Raw genomic sequence first — 13,652 nt, forward strand, 5'->3', positions numbered from 1 at the left:
GGCCGGGAGGCGCGGCTCGCGTTCGCTGCGCGCGTCACGCCTCCCGGCCGGTCGCGTTCAGGGCCGCGGTCGGCTCGCCCGGTTCAGGGCTGCGGTCGGTTCGCCCGGTTCACGGCTGTGGCCGGCTTCACGGCTGCGCCGCGAAGCGACGCAACCGCAGGCTGTTCGTCACGACGAAGACCGACGAGAACGCCATCGCCGCACCGGCGAGCACCGGGTTCAGCAGCCCCGCCATCGCGAGCGGGATCGCCGCGACGTTGTACGCGAACGCCCAGAACAGGTTGCCCTTGATGACGCCGAGCGTCGCGCGCGACAGCCGGATGGCGTCGGCCACCACGGTGAGCCGACCGCTGACGACCGTGATGTCGCTCGCCGCGATGGCCGCGTCGGTGCCGGCACCCATGGCGATGCCGAGGTCGGCCGCGGCCAGTGCGGCGGCGTCGTTCACGCCGTCGCCGACCATCGCGACGCTCCGCCCCTCGGACTGCAGCCGGCGGACGGTCTCGAGCTTCGACGCCGGGGTCGCGCGGGCGTGCACCTCGTCGATGCCGACGCTCGCGGCGACCGCACGTGCGGCCCCGTCGTTGTCGCCGGTGAGCAGGACCGGGTGCAGGCCGAGCGCACGGAAGCGGGCGATCGCGTCGGCGGCCTCGGGCTTCAGGGTGTCGCCGACGACGACCACGCCCAGGGCCGTGCCGTTCCGGGCGACGACGACCGCCGTGCCCCCGTCGGCCTCGGCGCGGTCGACGGCGTCGGACAGCACCGGTGGCAGGGTGATCGACCACGAGTCGGCGAGCCAGCGGGTCGTGCCGACCAGGACGACGTCGCCGTCCACGACGGCCTGCACACCGGCGCCGGCGGTGGCGGTGAACTGCTCGGCCTGGGGCAGGCCAGCGCCCCGGGCACGGGCCGCGGTGGTCACTGCGCGGGCGACGGGGTGTTCGGAGCCGTCCTCGACCGCGGCGGCGAGGCGCAGGACGACGTCCTCGGTCTCGTCGACGGCGATGACCGACCGCAGGGTCATCGACCCCGTGGTGACGGTGCCGGTCTTGTCGAGCACGACGGTGTCGACGCCGCGGGTGCGCTCGAGCACCTGCGGACCGCCGATCAGGATGCCGAGCTGGGAGCCGCGACCGGTGCCGACCAGCAGCGCGGTGGGCGTGGCGAGCCCGAGAGCGCACGGGCAGGCGATGATCAGGGTGGCGACGGCCGCGGTGAAGGCCGCGGTGACCGAGCCGCCGAACACGAGCCAGCCGACGAAGGCCAGCACGGCGAGCACGATGACGATCGGCACGAAGACCCCGGACACGCGGTCGGCCAGACGCTGCACCTCGGCCTTGCCGGTCTGGGCGTCCTCGACCAGGCGACCCATCCGGGCGAGCTCGGTGTCGGCACCGACGCGGGTGATGCCGACGACGAGCCGGCCGCCGACGTTGATCGTGGCACCGGTGACCCGGTCGCCCGGGCCGACCTCGACCGGCACGGACTCACCGGTGAGCATGCTGAGGTCGACGGCCGAGGAGCCGTCCTGCACCAGGCCGTCGCTCGGGATCCGCTCACCGGGTCGCACCACGACGACGTCGCCGACGACGAGGGACGAGGTCGGCACGCGGTGTTCCGCGCCGTCGCGCAGGACGGTGGCGTCCTTCGCACCGAGTTCGAGCAGTGCCCGGAGTGCGGCACCGGACTGTGTCTTCGCGCGGGCCTCCATGTACCGGCCGGCGAGGATGAACACCGTCACGGCCGCCGCGACCTCGAGGTACAGGTCGGTGGCCTCGGGGTCCGTGGCGAACCACGAGAACGTCATGTGCATGCCGGTCGTGCCGGCGTCGCCGAAGAACAGGGCGTACAGCGACCACCCGAAGGCGGCGAGGACACCGACGCTCACCAGGGTGTCCATGGTGGCGGCACCGTGCCGGGCGTTGACCCACGCGGCACGGTGGAACGGGAGCGCCCCCCAGACGGCGACAGGCGCCGCGAGCGTCAGGGCGAGCCACTGCCAGTTCGGGAACTGCAGCGCCGGCACCATCGAGAGGACCACGACGGGCACCGCGAGCACGGCGGACACGACCAGGCGTCGGCGCAGTGGGCCGGTCGGGTCCTCGTCGACCGCGGGGTCGGCGTCAGCAGCGGCGGGCGGGGCCGGCACCGTGGCGCCGTAGCCGGCCGACTCCACCGCGGCGATCAGCGCCTCGGGGTCGGCGGTGCCGTCCGCGGCGACCTGCACCTGCGCCTTCTCGGTGGCGTAGTTGACGGTGGCGGTGACCCCGGGCAGCTTGCCGAGCTTCCGCTCGATGCGGTTCGCGCACGAGGCGCAGGTCATCCCGGTGATGTCGAGTTCGACGGTGCGGTCGGTCACGAGCGCACGACCTCGTACCCCGCCTCGGTGACGGCGGCGCGGAGGGCGTCCGCGTCGACGGGTACCGCCGAGCTGACGGTGACCTCGGACGATCCGCCGGGGACGAGTCGGACGTCGACGCCCGACACCCCGTCGACCTCGGTGAGTTCCTCGGTGACGCTCATCACGCAGTGGTCACAGGTCATGCCCTCGACGAGCAGCGTTTCGGTGGTCATGGTGTCTCCTTCTCGGTGGTGGGTCGTCGGGGTCAGGAGCGGACGAGCCGGGCGATCGCCTGGCTGGCCTCGCGCACCTTCTCGTCGGCAGCGTCCCCGCCCTCGGCGACGGCCTCGGCGACGCAGTGCGCCAGGTGGTCCTCGAGCAGCGACAGCGCGACGCGTTCGAGCGCCCGGTTCGCCGCCGAGATCTGGGTCAGGACGTCGATGCAGTACGTCTCGTCCTCGACCATCCGCGCGATGCCGCGCACCTGCCCCTCGGCGCGACGGAGTCGCTTGAGCAGGTCGTCCTTGTCGCCGATGTACCCGACGTGTTCGTGCATGTCTGCCTCCACCGTTCTCAATACGGTACCCCCCTAGGGTATTCCGATCTCGTCCGGGCGCAACCGGTGGCATGATCAGCGCATGGACCCCTCGACGACGAACGGATTCCGCCGGCTGCGGTTCTCCGACGGCGAGGGTTCCGACTACTCCGAGATCTTCGCGGCCGAGTACGGCGGCTCGGACTTCGCCTCCGAGACCTTCGCCACCAACGACACCCGGTACGAGTACACGGTCGTGGGCGACGACGACCTGTCGCTGCGCACCATGCGGGCCGAGGGCGGTCGGCGGGGCGGGGTCATCGGCGTGCGGGACGACCACGTGGTGTTCTGGCTGACCAAGGGCCGGCTCGAGATGCACTTCGCCGACCGCACCCGCGTCGTCGAGCCGGGCAGCCCGTACATCGCCTCGGCGTCCGAGGCCTACCGGTTCGAGTCCGACGGCACCGTCTACAACGGCGTGCACGTGTCCGACCGGTTCCTGCGGAGCGTCGGCCGCGACCTCGGCTACCGCCTGCCCGACGGCCCACTGCTGTTCGACCAGCAGGACGAGGTCGTCGCCCGGCGCGAACCGCTGCGGCACCTGATCCGTGAACTCGGGCCGGCCCTGGTCGACGACCGCGTGCTCGGACCGATGCGGACCGCGCTGAACCGCCGGCTGGCCGTCGTCATCCTCGACACGTTCCCCATCCGGAACCGCGGTGACGACGTCCCCGTGGCGAACCGGCTCCGCGACGCGATCCGCTTCATCGAGCTGCACGCCGCCGATCGCCCCTCGGTCCCCACCATCGCCGCGGCCTGCGGACTGAGCCAGCGCGGGCTGCAGGACGTCTTCGCCCGGACGCTCGACACCACCCCGCACCGGTTCCTCCGCGACCACCGCCTGGACCGGGTGCGCGAGGAGCTGCTCCGCGCGGACCGGGGCGGCCTGGTCGCCCCGGCGGACTGTCCGCTCGTGTCCTCCGGCATCGCCGCGATCGCCCGCCGCTGGGGCTTCACCAACCCGGGCCGGTTCGCCGAGACCTACCGCGACCGGTTCGGCGAGGACCCCGCCGTGACGAAACGCGCGTCGCTGGCCGCGCAGCCGGAGGCCGGCAAGGCGTCGTGGCGTGTCCGTCGTGCGGTGTCGTACATCGAGCAGCACCTCGACGACCCGCTCACGCTCGACGACATCGCGGCCGCTGCAGGGGTGCTCCCCAGACGGCTGCAGCAGCTCTTCCGCGAGGAGCGCGGCGAGTCCCCGATGGCCTGTGTGCGGGCCATGCGGGCCGCTGCCGAGCGCAACGGCGCGGCCGGAATCGGCTGAACGGCCGGACGGAACACCCCGGGGGTACACCCACATCCCCGGTTTTCCGGGGATCCCTGGACATCACCCGAATCCGAGAAGTCGTGTGTGACGAATCTCTTCCACAGCCCGTCTCATCCGTGAACAGCAACCGCTGGGAACGCCCGGCGGGTCAACGGAAGGAACGAACATGGCTGACACCACCACCCCCACCCCGGCCACCACGGCGACCCGTGCCACCTCGCACGCCGGCACCAGCGGCGTCACCGGCAAGACCGTCATCGACGACACCGTCGTGTCGAAGGTCGCCGGCATCGCCGCCCGCGAGGTCAACGGCGTGCACTCCCTCGGCAACGGCGCGGCCCGTGCCATCGGCGCCATCCGCGACGCCATCGGCCAGCGTGACTTCGGTCAGGGCGTCAAGGTCGAGGTCGGCGAGAAGCAGGTCGCCGCGGACATCGTGATCGTCGCCGAGTACCCGGTGTCGCTCCAGCAGGTCGCCGACGGCGTCCGTGCCGGTGTCGCCCGCGCCCTCGAGCAGATCGTCGGCATGGAGGTCGCCGAGGTCAACGTGACCGTCCAGGACGTCTACATCCCGGGTGACGACGACGACAACGAGGACGAGAAGAAGGAAGCCCGAGTCGCATGAGCAACACGCTGATCGGCGCCCTCATCGGCGCAGTCCTCGCCGTCGTGGCACTGCAGTTCGGGTTCTGGGGCTTCGTGCTCGTCATCGTGTTCGGTGCGATCGGGGCCCTCGTGGCCGCACTCGCCACCGGTCGCATCGACCGCGGTGCCCTGACCGACGTGCTGACCGGACGCCGGAGCTCCCGGTGAACGCCGGCCCGGACGTCCCGGGCCGCGTCGAGATCACCGCACGCGCGCTCACCTCGCTGGCGCGGGCCGTCGCAGCCGAAGGGCTCGGCGCCCCCGCCAAGCGGGTGCGCGTCGGACTCGGCGACGCGGCGGGAGCACTGTCACTCGACATCACCGGGCCGATCGCCGCCAGCGACGACATCGTCTCCGGGTCGATCCGGATCGCGGACCAGGTCAAGGGCCGCGTGAGCGACCTGACCGGGCGTCGCGTCGGCAGTGCCCACATCGAACTCACCGGGATCGTGCGTGAGCACGAGTCCCGGGCCCGCTAGGAGGCCATCATGAGCAACGGTTCCGTCGAACGACGCATCCGTCGTCGGAGCGTGCACCGCTCCCGCTCCACAGCAGTGGCGGTGGCACTCGTGGTGCTCGCTCTGGTGGCCGCCTGGATCGGCACCGAGGCGGTGCTCAGCGCCATCGGACGCCCGCCGCTGGTCGCCGACCCCCAGACCGTGGTCGACACGGCGCTCCGTCCGGACGCCGCGTTCGTCACCGTCGTCGAGGTCATCGCGGGTGTGCTCGTCGTCCTCGGCGTCGTGCTGGTCGTCCTGGCGCTCAAGCCCGGCCGGCAGCACCGATCGGTCGTCGAACACGAGCGTGGTGCGGTCGTCATCGACGCCCGCATCGTCGCCTCCACCGCGGCGAACGCTGCCGGCATGGCGGCCGGTGTCCCCGAGGGGAACGCCTCCGCCACCGCCCGTGGCCGTTCCACCGAGGTCCGCATCGTCCCCGTCACCGGTGTGCCGGTCGACGAGGCGAGCGTCCGCGCCGCCGTCGTGGAGCGTCTGAGCGGTCTCGACGAGCGCTTCGGCCGACGCGTCCGCGTCCGGGTCGAGGAGAAGGGAACCCTCGCATGACCAAGAGCAACCGGACCCTCAACCGGATCATCCTGTTCATCCTCGGCCTCGTCGCCGTGGTCGTCGGGATCGCGATGGGCGCGGGCGTGCTGCCCGCCGTCCAGGACGCCGTCAAGCCGTACGTCGACCTCCCCCGCAGCCTCGACGTCCCCGCGTCCGCGCTGTGGATCGTCGCCGGGGCCGCGGCCCTCGTGATCGTCCTGTCGCTCGTGTGGGTGTTCACCCGCGGTGGTGGCGGCACGTCCGTCGCCGTCCGGGAGCACTCGGGCGACGATGCCGTCACCGTCAACGTCGCACTCGTCCGGGACGTCCTCGAGCACGAACTCGCGGGTGTCCGCGACGTGGTCGGCTCCCGGGTCGACACCTACCTCGTCCGCCGGCAGCGCGCCGCCCGGATCCGTGTCGCGGTCCGCCGCGGCGGAGACGCCGTCAGCGTGCTCGACGCCGTCGACCGAGCCGTCGCGGTCCTCGACCGCACCCTCGGCCGTCCGGTCCCGGTGCTCGTGCACCTGACCGGCGGTACCCGCTCCGCGCTCGCGAAGTCGACCCGCGTCCACTGACACCCGTCAGCCGGACGCACCCCGGGCCTCCCGGCCCACCACCACACCACCGGGCGTACGCCCACCCACGAAAGGACCCGTCATGGGACTCGACGACAAGATCAAGAACGCCGCTCAGGACCTCGCCGGCAAGGCGAAGGAAGCCGTCGGCAACCTGACCAACGACGACTCGAAGGTCGCCGAAGGCAAGAAGGACCAGGCCGCTGCGAGCGCGAAGCAGACCGGCGAGGACGTCAAGGACGTCTTCAAGAAGTAGGTCGCACGACCGCATCGGGGCACCCGTCGAACGGGTGCCCCGATGCGTCCCCGCGCAGATCCCGAACGAGGAGGAACCATGCAGCACGACCCCCATGCGAACACGCAGGTCACCGAGGTGGCCCTGCCCGCAGCACTGACGGAGCCGCTGCCCGACGACGCGAGCACCGCGACGATCGTCGCGCGCACCGCGGCGGAGACCGCGCTCGGCGTGCCCGGCGTGCACCACCTCGGCGGGATCGCCGCCCGTGCCGCCGACCAGCTGCGGAAGCAGCTCGGCCGTTCGGCGGGCACCACCGGCGTGCAGGTCGACGAACAGGACGGCGTGCTCAGCGTGCAGGTCGCCGTCGTCGTCAGCTACCCGCACCCGGTGCTCGACGTCGCCGCCGAGGTCCGGCAGCAGGTCACCGCAGCGACGCGGCAGCTGTCCGACCTCCGCACCTCGGTCGACGTGCTCGTCCTCGACGTGCACGGTCCGTTCGACGACGAGCAGTCCCCGCTCGGCCGGGCCGCCGAGCAGGCGACCGATGCGGTCAAGCAGGCGGCCGAGTCGACCGGCGACGCGGTCAAGCGGGCCGCCGAGACCACCGCCGACGCGACCAAGCGTGCCGCGACGGCCACGGCGGAAGCGACCAAGCAGGCAGCGTCGGCCACGGCGGACGCGACGAAGCAGGCTGCCGACGCCACCGCCGACACGACCAAGCGTGCCGTCGACACCGCCACTGAGACGGGCGAGCGTCTGCGTGACGCCGCCTCGGAGTCGCTCGCCCGGGCATCCGAGCAGGCCGCCGACGCGGCATCGTCCGCGAAGGACGCCGCCGAGCAGGCCCGCGACGTCGTCGTCGACACAGCCGGCACGACCCGCGACCGGGCAGCCGACGCTGCCGATGCCGCGGCGGACGCGGCCGACGACGCAGCCGTCGCCGCCGATGCAGCAGCGGATGCCGCAGTGGCTCCCCGCCACCGGGACCAGCCGTGACCACCGCCTGGTCCGGAGGGCGCCGGCCCCGTGCCCGGCGCCCCCGACCCCGCGGCGTCTGGATCGCCGGCGGCATCGGGGTCTTCCTCGTCCTCGCCGTCGCGGTCGGCGGCTTCCTGCCGCTGGTCGGGTTCCTCGGCGGGGTCACCGCCACCACCGCCGGTCTCGTGCCGTTCCCGTTCGTCCGGGTCACCCTGATCGCCCTGCTCGGTGCGGTCGTGGTGCTCGCCCTGCTCCTGCTCGCCCTGACCCGCCGGCACACCGCGACCGCGACGACCGCCGTCGTGCTCGCCGTCCTGGTGAGCCTGGCCGTCACCCTGGTCCCCGTCGTCCTGGTCGCCGTCGGCTCCGCCGACCGCGCCGGCGATGTCTGGCCGATCGTCACCGAGCTCTGGGCCCGCTTCACCGGCTGACGTCGTGCACACGGTCCCGGCCGGGAGGCCCGCCCCACCCGACCAGGCCGGCCCACCCGGGTGGTCCCGGAGTCCACTGTCCGTCCGCTAGCCTCGCGACGTGAAGCGTCTCTCCCCCGGCCAGCGCTGGGTCATCGGTCTCGGCGCGTTCGCGCTCGTCTGTCTCGTCGTCGGCGTCATCGGGCTGGTGGTCGGGATCACGAACCGGTACGGGTGCCTCTCCGATTCCGAGATCTGGCCGCAGTCCCGCTGCCTCGGCGACGACTCCGGGATCTACTGGGGCAGCGCCCTCGGCATCATCGGGCTGCTGCACCTCGGCCTGACCGGCCTGGCCGGTGCACTCGTCTGGACCTCGACCCCGGCGGTCGCTCCGCGTCCCGTCGGGCGTCCGACGCCGCGCCCCGGCGAGACGCACCGGGTCTTCTCGTACGGCACGCTCCAGCAGCCGCTCGTGCAGGAGTCGCTGTTCGGCGACCACGTCCCCACCACCCCGGACTCCCTGCCCGGCTGGCGGCTCGACTGGGTGACGATCACCGACCCGGACGTCGTCCGGACGAGCGGCTCCGACCGGCACCCGATCCTGCGCCGCGGCTCCGCGGGCGACGTCGTCGAGGGTGTGGCCCTGACGCTCGGGTACGAGTGGCAGCTCCGCGCGGTCGACGGCTACGAGGTCGCCGACTACCAGCGCATCCGGGTCACGCTGGCCTCGGGCTCGACGGCCTGGGTCTACGTGGCGGCCGACGAGGCCTGAGCCGCAGCACGCAGCCGTTCGAGCCCTTCGTCGATCGACACCGACGGGGTCCACCGCAGGTCGCGCCGGGTCCGTCGCTGGTCGAACCAGTGCGCCGTCGAGAGCTGTTCGGCCAGGAACCGGGTCATCGGCGGCTCGTCCTCGCCCGGTCGGACGCGCCAGACGGCCTCGACCACGGAGCCCGCGGCCCGCGCGACCGCGGCCGGCACGTGCCACTGCGGCGGTCGGACGCCCGACGCCGTGCAGATGCCGGCGAGCAGGTCGGCGACCGGTCGGGGCTCACCGTTCGTGACGACGTAGGCGTTGCCGTGGACGCCGTCGTCCGTGACGTGCTCGAGTGCCGCGACCATCGCCGTCGCGGCGTTGTCGACGTAGAGCGTGTCGATGAGCGCGGCGCCGGAGTCGAGCAGCGGGAGCCGTCCGGCGCGGGCACGCTCGACGATCCGTCCGACGAGTTGCGTGTCGCCCGGACCCCACACCAGGTGCGGCCGGACCGCCACGACGGCGAAGTCCGGGGCGTCGGCGTCGAGTGCCAGCAGCTCCGCCGCGGCCTTGGTGCGGGCGTAGTGGCCTCGGGCACGGGACGGCTCGGCCGGACCGGCGTCGGCCCCGACGAGCGACGAACCGGTGTGCGCGACCGACGGCGACGACACGAAGACGAAGCGCCCGACCCCGGCTGCACGGGCGGCCGCCAGCAGTGAGCGGGTTCCCTCGATGTTGACCCGGGCGAAGTCGGCCGGGTCCCCGGCGAGTGACACCTTCGCGGCCAGGTGCACGACGGCCTCGACCCCGTCGACCGCGCGGGCGATCGCGGCGTCGTCGGTCATCGTCCCGGCGACGTCCTGCACCCCGGCTACGCCCGAGGGACGGCGCTGGAACGTCCGGACCTCGTGGCCGGCGTCCCGCACGGCGGCGGCGGTGGCCTGTCCGAGGAACCCGCTGGCCCCGGTGACCAGGACCTTCACGGGCGGACCATCCGTCCGCCGGACAGCACCGAGCCGGCCCAGCGGGACAGCCGGGTGCGGTCGACCTTTGAGTTGTGCCGGATGTCGGTCGGCAGCACGGGCACGACGAGCACCGCGGCGAGCGGCACCCCGGCGGCGGCACGGATCGCTGCGGCGAGCGACGGCGACGCCAGACCCGGCCGGCGCACGGCAGGGTCGGTCTCGACGACCGCCACCACCTGCTGTGTGCCGACCGGCCCGATGCCCGCGACGCCGGCGCGTTCGACACCGTCGACGCCCTCGATCCGCTGCTCCGGTCCCACCGGCGTGACGACCCCGTCCGGAGTCACCAGCACGTGCTGCAGTCGGCCCTCGACCCAGATCCGTCCCGCGGCGTCCAGGTGTCCGACGTCCCCGGTGCGGTGCCCGCGCGGGTCGTCGACGCCGAGGCGCGAGACCCGATCGGTGCGCCAGAGCCGGTCGTAGTGGTCGCGCACATGGGGTGCCGCGACGACGATCTCCCCGGTGATCCCGGGCTCGTCCGTCAGGGCTCCGGTCGAGCGCCCGGAACCGTCGAGCGGCGCGATGCGGACGCGGACGTTCGCTGCCGGCACCCCGACGCAGATCCCCTCGTCGTCGGACCGACCGGCGGCACGGACCCCGTCGAGGTCGACGTCGGTCATGAGCAGTCCCTCGGTCATGCCGTAGGGGGTGTGGGCGCTGGCGTTCGGCATCAGCTCGGTCGCCGCGGTGAGCAGCGCAGCCGAGACGGGAGCCCCGGCCGACAGGAACAGCCGCACGCCCTTCAGTGCCTGGCGGTCGGCGTCGGTGAGCTCCGACGCGGTCGCGACGACGTTCGCCAGGGCCGCCGGCGACAGGAACACCACGGTGGCGTCGGCCGCGGCGACCGAGGCCGCGACCGCCTTCGCCGTCAGGGTGCGTGGCGCGGTCACGTCCATGTCGGGCGCGACCGACCGTGCTCCGAGGGCCGGGCCGAGCAGCGCGAACGGTGCGAACCCGGCAACGAGGGCGGTGCCGACACCGACGTCGTACTGGGTGGCCAGGGCGTCCCGGACGGCGCTGAGCTGCCCGTGCGTGTACACGACGCCCTTCGCCGGCCCGGTCGATCCCGAGGTGAAGAGCACGGCCGCGGGTGCGTCCGGCGACGGTGCCGCCGGCAGCGCGGTGCCGTGCGCGAGACGACGCGCACCCCGTCGGGCGACGTCGACGAGCGTGTGCTCCACCCGCAGCGCCTTCCGGGCCGGCGCGGGCAGCGAGAGCGTCGCGATGCGTCGCCCCGGCCAGCCGAGGGCACGCGCGGCACCGAGCCCGGGCAGCGCGCCGATGATCCAGTCGGGTCGGGCTCCGCGGACCGCGCGGGTCAGGCCGCCGAGTCCGAGTCCGGCGTCCGCGACGACGACGACCGCGCCGATCCGCACGCAGGCGTACAGGACGGCGGTCAGGTCGGCACCGGGGGTCACCAGGAGCGAGACACGGTCGCCGCTCCGGACGCCCAGGTCGTCGAGTCCTGCGGCGATCTCGTCGACCCGTCGTGCGAGCAGCCGCCACGTGATGGTGCGGGGGCCACCGGCTGCGGCCATCTCGACCAGCGCGGGTTCGTCACTGTCACGCAGTTCGTCGAGCCGTGCCCAGAGCGGCGGGGTCGCCGGTGCGGGCTGGCCCGGGTCCACGGCGTCGGACTGGAGGCCCGTGGGGGCCTGGGCAGGACGGCCACCGTCCGGCAGGCGGTCACCGAGCCAGTCGAACACCGCGCCCGCCACGTCGGCGTCATCAGGCAGCAGGTGCCCGGCACCCTCGAACCGGTGGACGTCGGCGTGCGGCACGCGTTCGGTCAGGTCGTCCAGGTAGCGCTCGAGGAACACCGGGTCGCGCGGACCCCAGAGCAGGAGCACCGGCACGTCGAGCGCGGCGACCCCGGCGGCGATGCGGTCGAGTTCGGGTGCGCTCCGGTGCCGGGCGTCGACGGGGATGTCCGCGACGAAGCCGCCGATGCCACCGCGACGGGCGGCACCGCGGTAGGGTGCCCGGTAGCCGTCGGCCGTGGCACGGTCGAGCTTCGGGTGCGCGATGGCCAGGGTGGTCTCGAGGAACGCCGGGGTCACGACCGTCGCGCGGCCGAGCATCCCCGGGCCGAGGGCGAGCCGCAGCGGTGCAGGGATCGGGGCGTCGTCGGGCTGGTGCACGGCGGTGTTGCACGTCATCGCGGCGGCCAGGGCGTCCGGGTGGTCGACCGCCCAACCGAGCGACACCACACCGCCCCAGTCGTGGCCGAGGGTGACGACCGGTCCGGTCAGCCCGAGTTCGTCGGTCAGGGCTCCGAGGTCCGCGACGCGCTGCGCCAGTCCCCGCTCGACGCCGGTGCGCTCCGAGAAGCCCATGTCGAGCTGGTCGACGGCGACCACACGCCAGGCCGGTCCGCCGGCCTGCGCGACCTCGAGCGAGGTGCGGAGCACCGACCGCCACAGGTACGACCACGTCGGGTTGCCGTGCACGCACAGGATGGTGCCGATCGGTTCCACGCCGAGCGCGGCCAGGGACCCGGCCGTGTCGAGGAGGTGCCAGGTGCGCGCGGCGCGATCCGTTCCTCCCGTCCGCTCTCCGGACCACACGGGAACCGTGACCAGACGCGACCAGGCCGGGTCGAGGCCGGGCAGGGAGGGCGGCTGCGTCGCCGGAGCCGTGCTCGCGGCGACGCGGGGCAGCCGGGACCTCACCAGTGGAGTTCCATCATCGCCGTGTTGATGCCGGAACCGACGCCACCCAGGAACACGCGGTCACCGCGACGGATACCACCGGATGCGACCTCGTCGGCCAGGGTGATCGGGATCGACGCGGGGCCGACGTTGCCGAACCGCTGGTACGTGGTGGGGACCTTGTCGCGCGGGATGCCGATCGCCTCGACGAAGGCGTTGGTGTGCACGTCCGAGACCTGGTGCAGCACGTAGCGGTCCATGTCGGCCCAGTCGAAGTGGGCTCGGGCCTCGGTCCAGGCGGCGACGACGAGCTCCATGCCGCCCTTGAGCAGCATCTTCGCGTCCGTGAACATGCCGTCGACGCTGCCGACGCACAGGTCGTACCACTGGGTCGCCGCGCGGGTGACGCCGCCGACGATCCGGTGTCCTTCGGGGTGCAGGTCCGCCGGGCCGAGCACGGCCGCCGCGGCACCGGACCCGAGGGTCAGGCTGGCGAACTCGCTCATGAAGTCCTTGCGGTTCCGGCCGCCCTGGTTCAGGCGGTCGATGGTGTTGAGCTGCACCTGGTCGGCGTCCTCGCCGTCGACGACGAGCGCGTACTTGATCTGCCCGGAGTCGATCATGCCCGCGGCGACGCTCATGGCGTTGACGAACCCGAGGCAGGCGTTCGCGATGTCGAAGTTGATGGCGGACGACGGCAGCCCGAGGCCGTGGTGCAGGCGGACGGCCACCGACGGCTCGAGGTGCGGACGGGTCACCGAGGTGTTGATGAGCAGCCCGATCTCGTCCGGACGGACCCCGGCTTCGGCCATGGCACGGCGGCCGGCATCGATCGCAGCGTCCTGGAAGGTCTGGCCCTCGCCCCAGTTGCGACGCTCGATGACCCCGGCGACGCGCTCGAGCAGCCCCATCGGCAGACGGAGTCGACGGAGGACCCCGCGGAGCTTGGCCTCGATGTCGGCCGAGGTCGTCACACGCTCCGCCGTGGTGGTCGCCACGGAGAGCAGTGAGACGTTCCGGTGCTTCGCCGTGGCGTTGCCGGGCTGCTCCGGTTCACTGCTCGATGCCTGGTCGACCGGCCGTTCCGTCATGATCGTCACCGACACATACTTCCGCATCTGGCC

The 13,652-nt window shown here is 73.2% G+C and carries 16 protein-coding genes; 10 read left to right on the forward strand and 6 right to left on the reverse strand.

Annotated elements, in window-relative coordinates; all coding sequences use genetic code 11:
* Positions 1-127: 127 nt before the first annotated feature.
* Genes DEJ11_RS14660 through DEJ11_RS14670 form a run of 3 tightly spaced genes read right to left on the reverse strand, consistent with a single transcriptional unit; the run spans position 128 to position 2,897 of the window.
* Positions 128-2,359 carry a heavy metal translocating P-type ATPase gene (locus DEJ11_RS14660; RefSeq protein ID WP_111104003.1) on the reverse strand — a complete coding sequence of 744 codons (2,232 nt, stop codon included), beginning with the start codon at positions 2,357-2,359 and terminating at the stop codon, positions 128-130.
* Positions 2,356-2,574, reverse strand: coding sequence for a heavy-metal-associated domain-containing protein (locus tag DEJ11_RS14665; protein ID WP_181433179.1), 219 nt, complete (start codon positions 2,572-2,574; stop codon positions 2,356-2,358). Before DEJ11_RS14665 ends, DEJ11_RS14660 begins: the two co-directional genes overlap by 4 nt.
* Before the next feature lie 32 nt (positions 2,575-2,606).
* A complete protein-coding gene (locus DEJ11_RS14670; protein ID WP_027466001.1) occupies positions 2,607-2,897 on the reverse strand; it encodes a metal-sensitive transcriptional regulator in 291 nt (96 codons plus the stop codon).
* Positions 2,898-2,979: 82 nt separating this feature from the next.
* Here DEJ11_RS14670 and DEJ11_RS14675 point away from each other — a divergent pair, with 82 nt between their 5' ends.
* The 10 genes from DEJ11_RS14675 (at position 2,980) to DEJ11_RS14720 (ending at position 8,870) form a co-directional block, all read left to right on the forward strand.
* Positions 2,980-4,200, forward strand: a complete 1,221-nt coding sequence (locus tag DEJ11_RS14675) for an AraC family transcriptional regulator (RefSeq protein ID WP_111104001.1) — start codon at positions 2,980-2,982, stop codon at positions 4,198-4,200.
* Between the two features lie 169 nt (positions 4,201-4,369).
* Positions 4,370-4,828: an Asp23/Gls24 family envelope stress response protein gene (locus DEJ11_RS14680; RefSeq protein WP_071405961.1), complete on the forward strand. Its 459-nt coding sequence runs from the start codon at positions 4,370-4,372 to the stop codon at positions 4,826-4,828.
* Positions 4,825-5,016 carry a DUF2273 domain-containing protein gene (locus DEJ11_RS14685; protein ID WP_017885412.1) on the forward strand — a complete coding sequence of 64 codons (192 nt, stop codon included), beginning with the start codon at positions 4,825-4,827 and terminating at the stop codon, positions 5,014-5,016. The genes DEJ11_RS14680 and DEJ11_RS14685 overlap by 4 nt, the downstream gene beginning before the upstream one ends.
* Positions 5,013-5,327: a hypothetical protein gene (locus DEJ11_RS14690; RefSeq protein ID WP_111030730.1), complete on the forward strand. Its 315-nt coding sequence runs from the start codon at positions 5,013-5,015 to the stop codon at positions 5,325-5,327. The genes DEJ11_RS14685 and DEJ11_RS14690 overlap by 4 nt, the downstream gene beginning before the upstream one ends.
* A 9-nt stretch (positions 5,328-5,336) precedes the next feature.
* Positions 5,337-5,912: a DUF6286 domain-containing protein gene (locus tag DEJ11_RS14695; protein WP_110864127.1), complete on the forward strand. Its 576-nt coding sequence runs from the start codon at positions 5,337-5,339 to the stop codon at positions 5,910-5,912.
* Positions 5,909-6,472, forward strand: coding sequence for an Asp23/Gls24 family envelope stress response protein (locus tag DEJ11_RS14700; RefSeq protein ID WP_111030729.1), 564 nt, complete (start codon positions 5,909-5,911; stop codon positions 6,470-6,472). Before DEJ11_RS14695 ends, DEJ11_RS14700 begins: the two co-directional genes overlap by 4 nt.
* Positions 6,473-6,554: 82 nt before the next feature.
* Positions 6,555-6,728 carry a CsbD family protein gene (locus tag DEJ11_RS14705; protein ID WP_071246087.1) on the forward strand — a complete coding sequence of 58 codons (174 nt, stop codon included), beginning with the start codon at positions 6,555-6,557 and terminating at the stop codon, positions 6,726-6,728.
* A gap of 78 nt (positions 6,729-6,806) precedes the next feature.
* Positions 6,807-7,706, forward strand: a complete 900-nt coding sequence (locus DEJ11_RS14710) for an Asp23/Gls24 family envelope stress response protein (RefSeq protein ID WP_181440860.1) — start codon at positions 6,807-6,809, stop codon at positions 7,704-7,706.
* Entirely contained in the window at positions 7,703-8,119 is a 417-nt protein-coding gene (locus tag DEJ11_RS14715) for an MFS transporter permease (protein ID WP_111103999.1), read from the forward strand. Before DEJ11_RS14710 ends, DEJ11_RS14715 begins: the two co-directional genes overlap by 4 nt.
* Before the next feature lie 100 nt (positions 8,120-8,219).
* Positions 8,220-8,870: a gamma-glutamylcyclotransferase family protein gene (locus DEJ11_RS14720; protein ID WP_258375446.1), complete on the forward strand. Its 651-nt coding sequence runs from the start codon at positions 8,220-8,222 to the stop codon at positions 8,868-8,870.
* Here DEJ11_RS14720 and DEJ11_RS14725 read toward each other — a convergent pair.
* Genes DEJ11_RS14725 through DEJ11_RS14735 form a run of 3 tightly spaced genes read right to left on the reverse strand, consistent with a single transcriptional unit; the run spans position 8,846 to position 13,619 of the window.
* Positions 8,846-9,835 carry an NAD-dependent epimerase/dehydratase family protein gene (locus tag DEJ11_RS14725; protein ID WP_111103998.1) on the reverse strand — a complete coding sequence of 330 codons (990 nt, stop codon included), beginning with the start codon at positions 9,833-9,835 and terminating at the stop codon, positions 8,846-8,848. The genes DEJ11_RS14720 and DEJ11_RS14725 overlap by 25 nt on opposite strands.
* Positions 9,832-12,549: an alpha/beta fold hydrolase gene (locus DEJ11_RS14730; protein ID WP_258375444.1), complete on the reverse strand. Its 2,718-nt coding sequence runs from the start codon at positions 12,547-12,549 to the stop codon at positions 9,832-9,834. The genes DEJ11_RS14725 and DEJ11_RS14730 overlap by 4 nt, the downstream gene beginning before the upstream one ends.
* Positions 12,546-13,619 (reverse strand): 3-oxoacyl-ACP synthase III, encoded by a 1,074-nt coding sequence (locus DEJ11_RS14735; protein ID WP_042537701.1) that lies wholly within the window; start codon positions 13,617-13,619, stop codon positions 12,546-12,548. The genes DEJ11_RS14730 and DEJ11_RS14735 overlap by 4 nt, the downstream gene beginning before the upstream one ends.
* Positions 13,620-13,652: the final 33 nt, after the last annotated feature.

It is taken from the genome of Curtobacterium sp. MCLR17_058, from assembly GCF_003234705.2.
Classification (GTDB): domain Bacteria; phylum Actinomycetota; class Actinomycetes; order Actinomycetales; family Microbacteriaceae; genus Curtobacterium; species Curtobacterium flaccumfaciens.